This is a genomic window from Mesorhizobium sp. M2A.F.Ca.ET.042.01.1.1 (assembly GCF_003997405.1).
In the GTDB taxonomy this organism is placed as follows: Bacteria; Pseudomonadota; Alphaproteobacteria; order Rhizobiales; family Rhizobiaceae; genus Mesorhizobium.
The window spans coordinates 1-13,957 of record NZ_RZRX01000173.1 but is presented as its reverse complement, the minus strand read 5'-3'; the positions used below and the strand labels follow the sequence as shown (position 1 = coordinate 13,957).

At 63.9% G+C, this 13,957-nt stretch carries 16 protein-coding genes; 4 read left to right on the top strand and 12 right to left on the bottom strand.

Features of this window, described 5'->3' with window-relative positions:
* The 6 genes from EOA23_RS23255 to EOA23_RS23230 all read right to left on the bottom strand — a co-directional run.
* On the bottom strand, positions 1 to 110 hold a 110-nt coding region (locus EOA23_RS23255), incomplete at its 3' end, for a MerR family transcriptional regulator (RefSeq protein WP_127305868.1).
* Between the two features lie 132 nt (positions 111 to 242).
* The gene (locus EOA23_RS23250; protein WP_040983242.1) at positions 243 to 566 is read right to left on the bottom strand and encodes an integration host factor subunit alpha; all 324 of its coding nucleotides are present in this window, start codon (positions 564 to 566) and stop codon (positions 243 to 245) included.
* 105 nt (positions 567 to 671) lie between these two features.
* A complete protein-coding gene (locus EOA23_RS23245) occupies positions 672 to 1,643 on the bottom strand; it encodes a beta-ketoacyl-ACP synthase III (RefSeq protein WP_127305867.1) in 972 nt (323 codons plus the stop codon).
* Positions 1,644 to 1,652: 9 nt separating this feature from the next.
* Positions 1,653 to 2,723 (bottom strand): phosphate acyltransferase PlsX, encoded by a 1,071-nt coding sequence (gene plsX / locus EOA23_RS23240; protein ID WP_042640146.1) that lies wholly within the window; start codon positions 2,721 to 2,723, stop codon positions 1,653 to 1,655.
* A gap of 130 nt (positions 2,724 to 2,853) precedes the next feature.
* Positions 2,854 to 3,402, bottom strand: coding sequence for a DUF177 domain-containing protein (locus EOA23_RS23235; RefSeq protein ID WP_127305866.1), 549 nt, complete (start codon positions 3,400 to 3,402; stop codon positions 2,854 to 2,856).
* Between the two features lie 11 nt (positions 3,403 to 3,413).
* The gene (locus tag EOA23_RS23230) at positions 3,414 to 3,956 is read right to left on the bottom strand and encodes a ubiquinol-cytochrome C chaperone family protein (RefSeq protein ID WP_127305865.1); all 543 of its coding nucleotides are present in this window, start codon (positions 3,954 to 3,956) and stop codon (positions 3,414 to 3,416) included.
* Positions 3,957 to 4,073: 117 nt separating this feature from the next.
* On the opposite strand from EOA23_RS23230, the gene EOA23_RS23225 reads away from it, so the two are divergent.
* The 3 genes from EOA23_RS23225 to EOA23_RS23215 all read left to right on the top strand — a co-directional run bounded on the left by EOA23_RS23225 (position 4,074) and on the right by EOA23_RS23215 (position 6,263).
* On the top strand, positions 4,074 to 4,595 hold the full coding sequence (locus tag EOA23_RS23225) for an outer membrane protein assembly factor BamE (RefSeq protein WP_042640142.1): 522 nt from the start codon (positions 4,074 to 4,076) through the stop codon (positions 4,593 to 4,595).
* A 131-nt stretch (positions 4,596 to 4,726) separates the two neighbouring features.
* Positions 4,727 to 5,272: a dTDP-4-dehydrorhamnose 3,5-epimerase family protein gene (locus EOA23_RS23220; protein ID WP_245474315.1), complete on the top strand. Its 546-nt coding sequence runs from the start codon at positions 4,727 to 4,729 to the stop codon at positions 5,270 to 5,272.
* Between the two features lies 1 nt (position 5,273).
* Positions 5,274 to 6,263 carry a glycosyltransferase family 2 protein gene (locus EOA23_RS23215; protein ID WP_127305864.1) on the top strand — a complete coding sequence of 330 codons (990 nt, stop codon included), beginning with the start codon at positions 5,274 to 5,276 and terminating at the stop codon, positions 6,261 to 6,263.
* 87 nt (positions 6,264 to 6,350) lie between these two features.
* On the opposite strand, the gene EOA23_RS23210 is transcribed toward EOA23_RS23215, so the two are convergent.
* The 5 genes from EOA23_RS23210 to EOA23_RS23190 all read right to left on the bottom strand — a co-directional run bounded on the left by EOA23_RS23210 (position 6,351) and on the right by EOA23_RS23190 (position 12,531).
* Complete coding sequence (locus EOA23_RS23210; protein ID WP_126061128.1) at positions 6,351 to 8,492, bottom strand: sodium-translocating pyrophosphatase; 2,142 nt, start codon at positions 8,490 to 8,492, stop codon at positions 6,351 to 6,353.
* Between the two features lie 262 nt (positions 8,493 to 8,754).
* Positions 8,755 to 9,504, bottom strand: a complete 750-nt coding sequence (locus EOA23_RS23205; protein ID WP_126061129.1) for an ABC transporter permease — start codon at positions 9,502 to 9,504, stop codon at positions 8,755 to 8,757.
* Entirely contained in the window at positions 9,501 to 10,439 is a 939-nt protein-coding gene (locus EOA23_RS23200) for an ABC transporter ATP-binding protein (RefSeq protein WP_127305863.1), read from the bottom strand. The genes EOA23_RS23205 and EOA23_RS23200 overlap by 4 nt, the downstream gene beginning before the upstream one ends.
* Positions 10,436 to 11,602 (bottom strand): ABC transporter permease, encoded by a 1,167-nt coding sequence (locus tag EOA23_RS23195; RefSeq protein WP_127305862.1) that lies wholly within the window; start codon positions 11,600 to 11,602, stop codon positions 10,436 to 10,438. The genes EOA23_RS23200 and EOA23_RS23195 overlap by 4 nt, the downstream gene beginning before the upstream one ends.
* A 50-nt stretch (positions 11,603 to 11,652) precedes the next feature.
* Positions 11,653 to 12,531, bottom strand: coding sequence for an ABC transporter substrate-binding protein (locus EOA23_RS23190; protein ID WP_348628575.1), 879 nt, complete (start codon positions 12,529 to 12,531; stop codon positions 11,653 to 11,655).
* Positions 12,532 to 12,806: 275 nt separating this feature from the next.
* On the opposite strand from EOA23_RS23190, the gene EOA23_RS23185 reads away from it, so the two are divergent.
* Positions 12,807 to 13,379, top strand: a complete 573-nt coding sequence (locus EOA23_RS23185; protein ID WP_126061133.1) for an NADPH-dependent FMN reductase — start codon at positions 12,807 to 12,809, stop codon at positions 13,377 to 13,379.
* Between the two features lie 46 nt (positions 13,380 to 13,425).
* Here the strand turns inward: EOA23_RS23185 and EOA23_RS23180 are convergent.
* On the bottom strand, positions 13,426 to 13,957 hold a 532-nt coding region (locus EOA23_RS23180; protein WP_145966466.1), incomplete at its 5' end, for an MFS transporter.

The following is a 13,957-nucleotide window of genomic DNA, read 5'->3' as shown; positions in this document are numbered from 1 at the left end:
GGCTTGATCTGGGTGAAGCGCGTCTCCCAGAAACGCAGCACGTGCTGCGGCAGGTCGAGATCTTCCGCGACTTCGCTGATGGTGCGGAAAGCATCGGGGCTCTTGTCCATGGGCCAATCCTCCACACTGGACCACGATCCGGCGCATGATGCCGAATCGCCCCTTATTTCAGCGATTTATGGAGCGATATTCAAGCCCAGCGTCAAACCGGCCGGCGGTTTTCAACCGCATTCGCCAGCAAACTACTTGCCGCCTTTGCCCTTGCTGTTCTGATGCGAACGCAGAATCCGGTTCTTGAGCACGTTCGACGATTTGAACGTCATCACCCGGCGCGGCAGGATCGGCACTTCCTCGCCGGTCTTGGGATTGCGGCCGATGCGCTCGTTCTTGGAGCGGACGTGGAAGGTGGCAAAGGACGAAAGCTTGACCGTCTCGCCGCGAACGATGGCTTCGCAGATTTCGTCCAGCACGGCTTCGACGAGTTCCGCCGATTCAGTCCGCGACAGGCCAACCTTCCGATAAACGGCTTCAGCAAGGTCGGCACGCGTCAGTGTCTTTCCCCCCATGCGACCGTCCCATCTGCTCGCAGAAAATGTAAATCGATACAGCCAAAGGCAGAGCCTAAGTAATTGATCCGGCAAGGTCAAGGACCGAACCGGCGCGTTCGGCACTTACCAGCGGAGCAACACCGCGCCCCAAGTGAAGCCTCCACCCATCGCCTCGAGAAGCACCAGATCGCCCTTCTTGATGCGGCCGTCGGCGACGGCCACCGAGAGAGCCAGCGGCACCGAGGCAGCCGAGGTGTTACCGTGTAAATCGACGGTGACCACAACTTTCTCCTCGGCTATCCCGAGCTTCCTGGCGGAAGCGTCAATAATCCGTTTATTGGCCTGATGCGGCACGAACCAATCGAGGTCCTGCGCCGTTATGCCGGCCTCGCCGAAGGTCGCCTCGATGACATCGGTGATCATGCCGACGGCATGCTTGAACACCTCACGGCCTTCCATCCTGAGATGGCCGACGGTTCCCGTCGTCGAAGGCCCGCCATCGACGAAGAGCTTGTCCTTATGCGCGCCATCGGAGCGCAGGCTCGCCGCCAGCACGCCGCGGTCAGTGATCGCACCGGCGCCCTCTTGGCCTTCGAGAACGAGCGCCCCGGCGCCGTCGCCGAACAGCACGCAGGTCGAGCGGTCGTTCCAGTCGAGGATACGCGAGAATGTCTCCGAGCCGATCACCAGGACACGCTTGGCCAAGCCGCCACGAATATAAAGATCGGCGGTGGCGACGGCATAGACGAAGCCCGAGCAGACGGCCTGCATGTCGAAGGCAAAGCCGTGATGCATGCCGAGCTTGTTCTGGATCTCAACGGCGGTCGCCGGGAATGTGTTGTTGGGCGTCGAAGTCGCCAGGATGATGAGGTCGATATCGGCTGGCGTCATGCCCGCGCTGTCCAGCGCGGCGCGCGCCGCCGCCTCGCCCAGAGAGGCCGTCGTCTCGTCATCGGCCGCGACATGGCGCTGGCGTATGCCGGTGCGCTGGACGATCCACTCGTCGGATGTCTCGACCATGCCTTCGAAGTCGGCATTCTTCATAATGCGGTGGGGCAGCGCGGCACCATTGCCGCGCACGACTGATCTGATCAAGGTCCGTTCCTATTCCTCGGCGTCGGCGGAGACGCCGGATTTCCTGTTTGCCTGGGCATTGGGATTGCGCGCATGGAACAGATCGAGGTCGGCCTCGATCCGGTCAAGCAGATTGTTGCGCACCATGTCGTAGCCGAGCTCGATCGCCGCGGCGAAGCCATCCGAATCGGCGCCGCCATGGCTCTTCACCACGATGCCGTTCAAGCCCAGGAAGACGCCGCCATTGGAGCGGCCGACATCCATCTTCTCGCGCAGCCGGTCGAAGGCGCCCTTGGCGAAGACATAGCCGATCTTGGCCATGAGCGTGCGGCTCATGGCGGCGCGAAGATAGCCGGCGATCTGCCTTGCCGTGCCCTCGGCGGTCTTGAGCGCGATGTTGCCGGCAAAGCCCTCGGTGACCACCACGTCGACCGTGCCCTTGCCGATGTCGTCGCCTTCGACGAAGCCGCGGTAGTTCATCGAGGCCATGTTGGCCTCGCGCAGCATGCGGCCGGCCTCCTTGACCTCTTCCTGGCCCTTGATCTCCTCGACACCGACATTGAGCAAGCCGACGCTCGGGCGCTCGATGCCGAACACCGAGCGCGCCATGCCGGTGCCCAGAATGGCGAAATCGATCAGCTGATGCGCGTCCGCGCCGATGGTGGCGCCGACATCGAGCACGACGCTTTCGCCGCGCGTCGTCGGCCAGAGCGCCGCGATCGCGGGGCGATCGATGGTGGCCATGGTGCGCAGGCAGAATTTCGACATCGCCATCAGCGCGCCGGTGTTGCCGGCCGAGATGCAGGCCTGCGCTGCGCCGCTCTTCACCGCCTCGACGGCCTTCCACATCGACGACTTCCAGCGCCCATGGCGCAGCGCCTGGCTCGGCTTGTCGTCCATGCGCACGGCGATCTCGCAATGGACGAACTCGCTCACTTCGGCGAGCTTCGGGAACTTGGCGAGCTCGGGACGCACCACGTCCTCGCGGCCATAGATGACGAAGCGGATGTCAGGGCGGCGGATGACGACCGTCATCAGCGCCGGGATGACCACGCTCGGTCCGTGATCGCCGCCCATGGCATCGATGGAAATCCTGATCACTCGGTGTTTTTCTCACGGTTTGCCTGGCTAGCGGCGGACGCCTGCCAAGGTAAGGGGGCTCGCGAAGGTTCGGCGAAAATAGCGGTTTTGCGCCTGCGCACAACCAACTTTTCCAAAATCCGGACCACTCTCAGGATTTTCCGAGCAGCGAACGCAGCTTTTTCTGGAATTCGCTTTCCTCGGCCTGATCGTCGCCGGCGACGTCGAGCGAGGCTCCGGGCTTGCGCGGATAGGGATCGATCGCCAGGCCGAAGAACTGTTCGGCCAGCGCGCCGACGTCAATCGTGTCGCCGGAGAATGTTTCCGGACTGTCCGGTCCGTCGGCGTCGAGAATAATCTCGCCGCCGCCGTCGAAGCCCTCGCGTCCAAGCTTCGACTGCTCGGGCAGGAACAGCGCCTCGACCGGCTCGTCTATATGCGCGCTTACCGGCTCCAGGGTGACGATGCAGGCCTGCGTGATGTCGGCCTCGACACGGCCCGTAACCTTGACGCCGTTGCGCTTCCACGAAGCAACAAGCAATTCGGCGCGGTAGCTTTCCACCGAAAGCAGGTCATATTCGGCGGCAAGTGCCTCGCGCTGGCGCTGGTCGGCCTCGACCAGGACCGGCAGGCCTTTTTGCGGCAGCCGCGCGACATTGGCGACAAAGGATACCGGGCTGCGCAATTCAGCGTCTTTCATGCTGGTCTCCTTCAAGCGGCCCCGGCGGCCGGGAATGCGACCGTGCCGGCGGCGATTGATTCGATCGGCTGCGCGGCGAGCTTCCGGCTGGCATCGCAGACATAATCCGCCAGCAGCGACGCCTCCGGCCAGGGGCCAGCGTCCGGCCTGACATTGCGGGCAAGCGCCGCCGCAAGCTCCGCGCGGTCGTCTTCCCGGAGGGCATCATCATAGGCGGTCGTGCGGCCGTAAAACATCCTTGCCAGCTTCTTCATGCGCTTGGGCACGCCGACATCGCTGATTCCAAGTTCGCGCAGCGAATGATCGACATCGAGGAAGAACTCGTCGATCAGCACTTGCGCGACCTCGGCCGCCACGCCTTGCTCGCCATGCAGACGGTGCTGGACGAGATAGATATGCAGCGACAGCATCTCGAAGCGGCCGAGCGGCGTATCCGGCACATTCCAGTCCGAATAAAACACCGTTTGCCGCGCCGCCGCCACGATTTGTGCGTAGAGCGCGTCGGTGATAGCGCGGTTGGCATTGCGTTCGCGGCCAAAAAGGCGCTGGAACATTGAGGGCGGTCTCCCGGGGACCTGTTGTTTGATTTGGCCTTGTTGCATCGGCATGCAAGCTGGTTTACCGGTTTTGCGGCCCAGCGCAAGTTGCGGGGATGTGATGGAGAATTGTTGTTGGGTGCGCTGAAATTCAAGTCGTTTCTTGCGCCCGCCCCGGTGGGCGTGGCCTCACTGCTGATGGTCGTATCGGCGCTTTCCGCCTGCAATTCGTCCAAGATGTTCGGCGATCTCCATCCAAGCGAGACGCTGACCAAAGGCTACGTCATCGACCAGCAGGCAATCGATTCGGTGCCGGTCGGATCGAGCCGTGAACAGGTGCTGCTGGCGCTGGGCACGCCCTCGACGACGGCGACCTTCGACAACGAGGCCTTCTACTATATCTCGCAGACGCGCAAGCGCTACGTCGCCTTCGACAACCCGCACATCATCGACCAGCATGTGTTGGCGGTCTATTTCGGCGCTGACGGTCGCGTGACCCAGATTGCCAATTACGGCCTGAAGGACGGCAAGATCTTCGACTTCATCTCCAGGACGACACCGACCGGCGGCAAGGACCAGAACTTCCTCAGCCAGGTCATCAACGGCGCCGCCAAGCTGGCACCCGGCATCCCCGGCGGCGGCAGCGGCACGCCTTAAGTCCATCGACCGCCCACAGAGCAATCAAAACCCGCCGCCTCGCCGGCGGGTTTTGTGTATGCGCGACCAAGACGCATGCTTGCTTATGTTCCGGCGTCCCCCTATCAATTTGCCGGGATTGGGGACCGGTCATGAGCAACAGCGATCATACTGTGCCGCAAGGCTGGATGGCGACAGGCACGCCCGACCGGCAGACCGTGACACCTGACTGGCTTGTCGTCGATGCACCGACAATCGACGGCGTCGCGCTCAAGGAAATCCGGCCTGTCGCGACTTCGACCGGCTACCTCACTGAGATCTTTCGCGAGGAATGGGATCTGGACGGGCTTCCCGTCGGACAGGTGTTTCAACGCACGATTTATCCCGGCGCGGTAACGGGATGGCATGCCCATGGCGTCACAACCGACCGGCTTTTTTGCTCGGTGGGCAGCGTTCGCATCTCACTGTTCGACGGTCGCAAGGCCTCGCCGACATTCGGCGCGGTCTGGCACAAGATCGTCGGCGCGGTCAGGCCTGCCATAGTCGTCATTCCGCCCGGCGTCTGGCACGGAGTCGTCGCGCTCGGACCGGACATTGCATTGGTGCTCAATCTGGTCGACAAGGCTTATGCCTATGACGCGCCCGATCACTGGCGGCTACCGCCCGATACCGACCAGATCCCCTACAAGCTGGCATAGCGTGGAACAGGCCGGCCAGAGCGCGCCGACAGGGCGGATCGAACCGCTTGTCTCGGTCGTCATCGCGACGCACAACCGCCCCGCGGTCCTGCGCCAGACGCTGAAAAGCCTCATCGGTCAGACCCTGCAGGACTGGGAAGCCATCGTCGTCGGCGACGCGTGCCGGCCGGACACACCGGCAATTGTCGCCGCCTTCGATGACTGCCGCATTTCCTATATCGATCTTCCGGTGAATTTCGGCGAGCAATCAGGGCCGAACAACATCGGCTTCGCCAGGGCTCGCGGCCGCTTCGTCGCGGTCTTGAATCATGACGACCTCTGGTTTCCCGACCATCTGGCATCCATGAGCGGCTGGATCGACGCCACCGCTGCCGATGTAGTGATCGCCCGCGGCGCGGTCATCGAGTCGGCCGCGAGCAAGGGTTCCAGGCATATGATCCTCGGGATGGGGCGGGACGGCTTCTATGACCCCGTCACCACGGTCGGATTTGGCTCCGCGCAAATGATCCGGCGCACGTCGCTACCAAAGCTTGGGCCATGGCGCCCGGCCAGCCAGTGCGTTTGCGAGAGTTCCCAGGACTGGCTGTTCCGTGCCTGGCGCAAGGGTGCGGTGATCGCGACAATGCCGCATCTGACCGTGCTCATGCTGCATTCGGGCAAGCGCGAAGGCAGCTATGCGCGTGATACGGCGCAGGAGCAGGAAGAACTGATGGACGCGATGAGCTCGCCGGACGCTTTGCGCGCCAGGATTCTTGGCAACGCCGAGGAACCTGCTCCCCTTAAGCGTTCCCGTTACCTTAAACGCAGGTTTCTGGCGATGCTTGGCATACATCCGCGGGCGCGTTCCTTCCGTCGCCAGCATCGCCGAGGCGCCTTCATTGCCATGCTGCGCCAGACACGCGGCTTGCCGCCGATGCCCGAGCGAGAGCCGGACATCGACGCGTTGCTGGCCCGCTATCGCCATGCCAGCGAAAGGCCTGAAGCCAACTGAGCGCCCGCCGGGAAGGCGGCACGTATGGTGTTATGCGAAAAAACGAAGCCCGCGGGATCTCCCGCGGGCTTGGAATAGCCGCCGCGATCAGCCGTGCGCGAGCACGGCGAGAAGAAGCAGCGCGACGATGTTGGTGATCTTGATCGCCGGATTGACGGCCGGGCCGGCGGTGTCCTTGTAGGGGTCGCCGACGGTGTCGCCGGTGACCGAGGCCTTGTGCGCCTCGGAGCCCTTCAGGTGCTTGACGCCGTCCTTGTCGGTGAAGCCGTCCTCGAATGACTTCTTGGCGTTGTCCCAGGCGCCGCCGCCGGAGGTCATCGAGATAGCGACGAAGAGGCCGTTGACGATCACGCCGAGCAGCGAGGCGCCGAGCGCCGCGAAGGCCGAGGCCTTCGAGCCCGAGATCAGCAGCACGCCGAAATAGACGACGAGCGGCGCCAGCACCGGCAGCAGCGACGGGATGATCATTTCCCGGATCGCCGCCCTGGTCAGGATGTCGACGGCGCGCGCATAGTTCGGCTTCGAGGTGCCGGCCATGATGCCCTTGTCCTCGCGGAACTGCTTGCGCACTTCCTCGACGATCGAGCCGGCGGCGCGACCGACGGCGGTCATGGCGATGCCGCCGAACAGATAGGGGATCAGGCCGCCGAAGATCAGGCCGGCGACGACGTAGGGGTTGGAGAGGTCGAAGGAGACGTCGCCCATGCCCTGGAAGTAGGGGTATTTGTCGCCATTGGCGGCAAAGAACCGGAGGTCGTTCGAGTAGGCCGCGAACAGCACCAGCGCGCCGAGACCGGCCGAGCCGATGGCATAGCCCTTGGTCACAGCCTTGGTGGTGTTGCCGACGGCGTCGAGCGCGTCGGTGGAGTGGCGCACTTCTTTCGGCAGGCCGGCCATTTCGGCAATGCCGCCGGCATTGTCGGTGACCGGGCCGAAGGCGTCGAGCGCCACGATCATGCCGGCGAGGCCAAGCATGGTGGTGACGGCGATCGCCGTGCCGAACAGGCCGCCGAGCTGGTAGGTGGCGATGATGCCGCCAACGATGACGATCGCCGGCAGCGCGGTTGATTCCAGCGAGACCGCGAGGCCCTGGATGACATTGGTGCCGTGGCCGGTCACCGACGCCTGGGCGATCGAGTTCACCGGGCGCTTGTTGGTGCCGGTGTAGTATTCGGTGATCACCACGATGAGGCCCGTCACCAGAAGGCCGATGAGACCGCAGATGAACAGGTTCTTGCCGGTGATGGCGATGCCGGCGACGGTACCGACCTCGCCCCAGCCCACCGTGGCGGAGGTCGCGGCGGCAAGACCGACGATCGACAGCAGGCCGGTGACGATCAGGCCCTTGTAGAGCGCGCCCATGATCGAGCCGTTGGAGCCGAGCTTGACGAAGAAAGTGCCGACGATCGAGGTCAGGATGCAGGCGCCGCAGATGGCGAGCGGATAGAGCATGGCCGCACCCAGCGCGGCCGTGCCGCCGAAGAAGATGGCGGCCAGAACCATGGTTGCGACAACCGTCACCGCATAGGTCTCGAACAGGTCGGCGGCCATGCCGGCGCAGTCGCCGACATTGTCGCCGACATTGTCGGCGATGGTGGCCGGGTTGCGTGGATCGTCTTCGGGAATGCCGGCCTCGACCTTGCCGACGAGGTCGCCGCCGACATCCGCACCCTTGGTGAAGATGCCGCCGCCGAGACGGGCGAAGATCGAGATCAGCGATGCGCCGAAGCCGAGCGAGACCAGCGAGTCGATGACGACGCGATCATTCGGCTGGAGGCCCATCGGGCCAGTCAGGATGGCGTAGTAGATCGAGACGCCGAGAAGCGCCAGCCCCGCGACCAGCAGGCCGGTGATGGCGCCGGATTTGAAGGCGATATCGAGGCCCGCGGCGAGGCTGTTGGAGGCGGCCTGCGCGGTCCGCACGTTGGCGCGCACCGAGACATGCATGCCGATGAAGCCGGCGGCGCCCGAAAGCACGGCGCCGATCAGGAAGCCGATCGCGGAGGTGATCGAGAGCAACCACCAGGCAAGCAGGAGCACGACGATGCCGACCACGGCGATGGTGGTGTATTGGCGCGCCAGATAGGCCTGGGCGCCTTCGCGTATGGCGGCGGATATTTCCTGCATGCGCTGATTGCCCTGATCGGACGCAAGGACCGAACGTGTCGCCCAGATGGCGTACAGAACTGACAGCAAGCCGCAGGCGATGACGGCGGTAATAATGGTCATTGCCGGATTTTCCTCTATTGATGGCCCAAAAGAACCCCTCCCTGGGCCGTTGGAACGGAGATGGATGCCGCGCGCGGAATCCACCCCTTGGTTGGGGTATGCGAAACAAGGCTTGGAACGTCAAGATATTGTTCGGTTTTTGCCCGGCTTTCGCCCAAAAGAAGAAGGCGGGAATCGTTGTGCCAGTGCGAGCCTGGAATTAGATCGATTAAAATGCGCAGGGCATCACAGGGCAACCCTGCCCGCCTGCCCCCGTATCGCGCTACTCCGCCCCCTGCCCCATGCGCCGCGCGGCGTAGCGTTCGATCGCCGACAGGCCGTCATAGATCAGCACGGCAAGCGCGGCGACGATGAGACCACCCTGCAGCACGAAGGCAAGGTTGTTCGAGATCAGGCCGGCGATGATCACCTCGCCCAGGGTCTTTGCGGCAACCGTCGAGCCGATCGTCGCGGTGGCGAGGCTGATGACGACCGACAGCCGAATGCCGCCGAGAATAACAGGGGCGCTCAGCGGCAGCTCGACCTTCATCAGCCTCTGCCAGCCGGTCATGCCGGCGCCGCGCGCCGCTTCCATCACGTTGCCGGGCAGCGTTGTCAGCGCCGTCAGCGCATTCTCGAAGATCGGCAACAGCCCATAGAGGAAGAGCGCGATCAGCGTCGGCTTCTCGCCGAAGCCGACGGCCGGAACCGCAAGCGCCAACACGGCAACCGGCGGAAAGGTCTGGCCGATATTAACCAGGCTGCGCGACAAGGGCAGGAACTCGGCGCCTGCCGGCCTCGTGACCAGGATGGCTAAAGCCACCGCGACAATCGTTGCCGCGACCGTCGCGACAAGGACGGTCCGCAGGTGCTGCAGGGTCAGCGTCAGCAGGCTGCCCTGGTTGTAGATCGCCGGCGCGCCATTCTCCGTCAAAGGTTTCAACAGCGGCTCGAACCAGCCCGGGCTGGTGATGAAGATCACCAGCAGCGCCAGGACAGCCAGCCTCAGCAGCGCGGGCAGCCAGGCTTTCATTGCGGCCTCGCCGCGCGCTTCACCAGGCCTTCGATGGTGACGCGGCCAATGAGTTTGCCGTCGGTGCCCTTCACCGGCAGCGCAGGACGGCCCGACCACAACAGCTCGGCCAGCGCGTCGCGCTGCGTGGCCTCGCCGGGAATCGCCTCGCCCTCCGCGCCGCCCGGCTCCATGGCATCGCGCACAGGCCCGAGCGACAGCAACCGGAACGGCCTTTCGCTGGCGCCAACCAATGTCTCGACAAAATCGCTTGCAGGCCTCGCCAGAATCTCCGCCGGTTTTGCGTATTGCACCAGCTTGCCGGCATCCATGACGGCGATCTTGTCGCCCATATGGACAGCCTCTTCCATGTCGTGGGTGACGAGAATGATGGTGGTGCCAAAACGCTTCTGGATCGCCAGTAGATCCTCCTGCGCCTTGGTGCGGATGATCGGATCCAGAGCGCCGAAGGGCTCATCCATCAAAAGCACGTTGGGCTCGGCGGCCAGAGCGCGGGCCACGCCGACACGCTGTTGCTGACCGCCGGAAAGCTCGTGCGGGTAACGCGGGCCGTAGGCCTGTGGATCGAGCTGGTAGAGCGTCATCAGTTCGTCGACACGCGCCTTGATGCGATCCCTGTCCCAGCCGAGCAGCAGCGGCACGGTGGCGATGTTTTGCGCCACCGTGCGGTGTGGAAACAGGCCGTGGCCCTGGATGGCGTAGCCGATGCTGCGGCGCAGCTGATAGCCGGGCACCGAGCGGTTGTCGGCGCCGTCGAGCTTGATGACGCCGGAGGTCGGCTCGACCAACCGGTTGATCATCCTGAGCAGCGTCGTCTTGCCGGATCCGGATGTGCCGACAATGGTGGCGATGGTTCGCGGCTCGATGACCATCGAAACGTTGTCGACCACAGTCGTCTCGTCATAGCGCTTGGTGATGCCCTCGATCTCGATCATGCCTTTTCAACTACCCTGCGCTTGGTGGCGGTCATCTCGATGACCGCGTCGAGAATGATGGCAGCCGCAAAGGCCAACGCCACGGTGGGCAGCGCGCCGAGCAGCACCAGATCCATCGCCGTCTGGCCGACGCCCTGGAAGACAAACACGCCGAAGCCACCGCCGCCGATCAGCGCGGCTATGGTGGCAAGGCCGATATTCTGCACCAGCACGATGCGGATGCCGGTCAGGATCACCGGAAAGGCGAGCGGGAACTCGACATCGAGCAGGCGCTGGCGATCGGTCATGCCCATGCCGCGCGCGGCGTCGTTGGCCGCTCGGGGCACACCAGCCAGCCCGACCACGGTGTTGGCCACCACCGGCAACAGCGAATAGAGGAAGAGCGCGACAAAGGCGGGCGCGGTGCCGATGCCCCTGATGCCGATCGCGGCTGCGCCCGGCACATGCAGGGCAACCCAGCCGAGCGGTGCGATCAGCAGGCCGAACAGCGCGATCGAGGGGATGGTCTGGATGATGTTGAGCACGTTCAGCACGCCCGCCCGCAGCTTCTCGACGCGATGGCAAAGGATGCCGAGCGGTATGCCGACGATCACCGCGCCAGCCAGCGAGCCAAGCGCCAGGCTAACGTGCTTGGAAGCCTCGGCCCAGAAGCTGTCTGCGCGGCTGGCGTATTCCTTGAGGATGGAGAGGCTGTCCCAGCTTCCCGAGACGAGCAGCACGGCAATGGCGAGCGCGGCAAGGACGAGCACGCCGACGCGCGACCAGGGCGACAGGTTCAGCCTGGTCAGCACATCGGCCAATAGCAGGGTGAAGGCAAAGATCAGCAGCCAGAAACCGGAGGCGGGGGCGACGCGGGCAAAGGTGTTTCCGGCAGGCGTCAGGAAACCGCCGGCGGTGCCGATCAGGACCGATAGCGCGACCAGCGCGACGACGCTGACCGCCAGCCTGAGGATGAGCGGCGTCTTAAGCAAGGCGACGATGGCGGCGACGATCACCATAGCCAGCAGCACCATGCCAAGCGCGGGCGGCAGCGCTTCGAGGATCGAACGCGCCTGGCCTGGCACGATGCGGTTGGCGCGGAACGTCGCAAAGGGGGCCGCCAACGCAGCGTAGGCGACGATCGCGGCAATGACGACGCCGAGCTTGTCGAAGCGGATGGTCACGATCGCCCCTCAATCGGCGGCGCGCCGCAGCACGGCGCGCCGAGCTCACCTCACTTCAAGAACCCGTTCTTCTTCAGAAAATCCTCCGCCACGCCCTTTGCAGGCTCGCCACCCAGTTGGACGCGGCCATTGAGCTCCTGCAGGGTGACGAGATCGAGCTTGGCGAAGACCGGCTTCAGCAGCGCCTCGATTTCGGGATGCTGCTTCAGGACCTCTTCGCGGATGATCGGCGCCGGCTGGTAGACCGGCTGCACACCCTTGTCGTCCTCGAGCACGACGAGGCCGGAGGGCTGGATGCCGCCGTCGGTGCCATAGACCATGGCGGCGTTGGCGCCGTTGGTCTGGTTGGCGGCGGCAGCGATGGTCGCCGCGGTGTCGCCGCCGGAGAGGGTGATCAACTGGTCTGGCTTCAGCGTAAAGCCATAGGTCGTCTGGAAGGCGGGGAGCGCCGCCGCAGAATTGACGAATTCGGCGGAAGCCGCGAGCACCACCTTGCCGCCGCTGGCGACATACTTGCCCAAGTCCGACAAGGTGGCGAGCTTGTTCTCGTCAGCCACTTCCTTGCGCAGCGCGATCGCCCAGGTGTTGTTGGCCGGCGACGGCGACAGCCAGACGATCTTGTTGGCATCGTAGTCGAGCTTCTTGGCGGTCTCGTAGCCCTTGGCGGCGTCCTTCCAGACCGGATCGTCGGCCTTCTGGAAGAAGAAGGCGGCATTGCCCGTATATTCTGGATAGATGTCGATCTCGCCGGCGGTGATCGCCTTACGCACCACGGGCGTCGCGCCGAGCTGGATACGGTCGGTGGTCTTGATGTTGTTGGCGTTGAGCACGAGCTGGATGATGTTGCCTAGCACGCCGCCTTCGGTGTCGATCTTGGAAGACACCACCACCTGGGCATTCGCCGATGCCGTCGCGATACCAAGCGCCATCGCCGCGAAAGCGAGCTTTCTACCTGAAAACATTGTGAAAATCCCTTGCTATAAGCCGTTCAATCGGTGGTCGCATATGAGCACAGCTTCAACGGCCGGTCGGGGCATACGGTTTCATAACTAGGGGGATACACGCAATAATTTTGTTCGGCCCAGACGAAGGCCACGGGCGCACCCCGACATGGCTATGCCGACCTAAGGTCGGCTGGCCGCCTGCCCTGTTCTGGGGAATACTAGGGAAAGGCGGGTCGGCGGCCAAAAACAGGGAGTGTGTCATGGCCAAGCATAAAGTCGGCTACCTCATCGGCAGCCTTGCCAGGGGCTCCATCAACCGCAAGCTTGCGAAAGCCCTCGTGAAACTGGCGCCGCCCGAACTTGAGATGACGGAAATCCCCTTCAAGGACCTGCCGCTCTACAGCTACGACTATGATGCCGACTTTCCGCCGGTCGCCCTGGAGTTCAAGAAGGCCATCGCGTCCGTCCAGGCAGTGCTTTTCGTCACGCCGGAATACAACCGCTCGATCCCCGGTGGCCTGAAGAACGCGATCGACTGGGCGAGCCGGCCCTACGGCAAGAACTCTTTCGCCCGCAAACCGACAGCCGTCATCGGAACCTCGCCAGGCGCGATCGCGACAGCCGTCGCCCAGCAGAGCCTGCGCAGCGTGCTCAGCTTCTGCAACGCACCCCAGATGAACTCTCCCGAAGCCTATATCCAGTTTACCCCGGGATTGATCACCGACGACGGCGAGGTGACTGTGGCGTCAACCGAAACATTCCTGCGCAATTACATGGACGAGTTCCACATGTTCATCGCGCGGGTGCTGCAGGTGCTCCCGCCTGATGCATGACGCCGGCCGTTTCGGACTTGTCGCCGGAACGGCCTCGGCACCTTCCTCAGCGTTCGCGGGAGCCTACCATCCTCAACGTGCCGAGCGCGACAAAGCAAAGCGCGACGACCGGGAAGACGACCCAGTTGAGCATCGTCCAGCCCCATGCGTTGTAGATCGCGCCTGACATGAGCGAGGAGAAGGCGACGGAGCCGAACAGGACGAAGTCGTGGAAACCCTGCACCTTGCTTTTCTCGGAAGGGCGGTAGCTGGCCGCGACCATGGCCGTTGCGCCGATGAAGCCGAAGTTCCAGCCAAGCCCGAGCAGGATCAGCGCCGTCCAGAATTGCCACAGATGCAGCCCGGAAAGCGCCACCGTGGCGCAGCCGATCAGGAGCACGAGGCCCGTGGCCAGGATGCGTTCGGCGCCGAAGCGGTGGATCAGCGAGCCGGTGAAGAAGCTCGGCCCGAACATGGCCATGACGTGCCAGGAAATGCCCAGCGTCGCATCGTCTTCCGACAGGCCGCAGCCGACCATGGCGAGCGGCGCGCCGGTCATGACGAAGCTCATCAGCGCGTAGCTGCCGACGGTGCAGAAA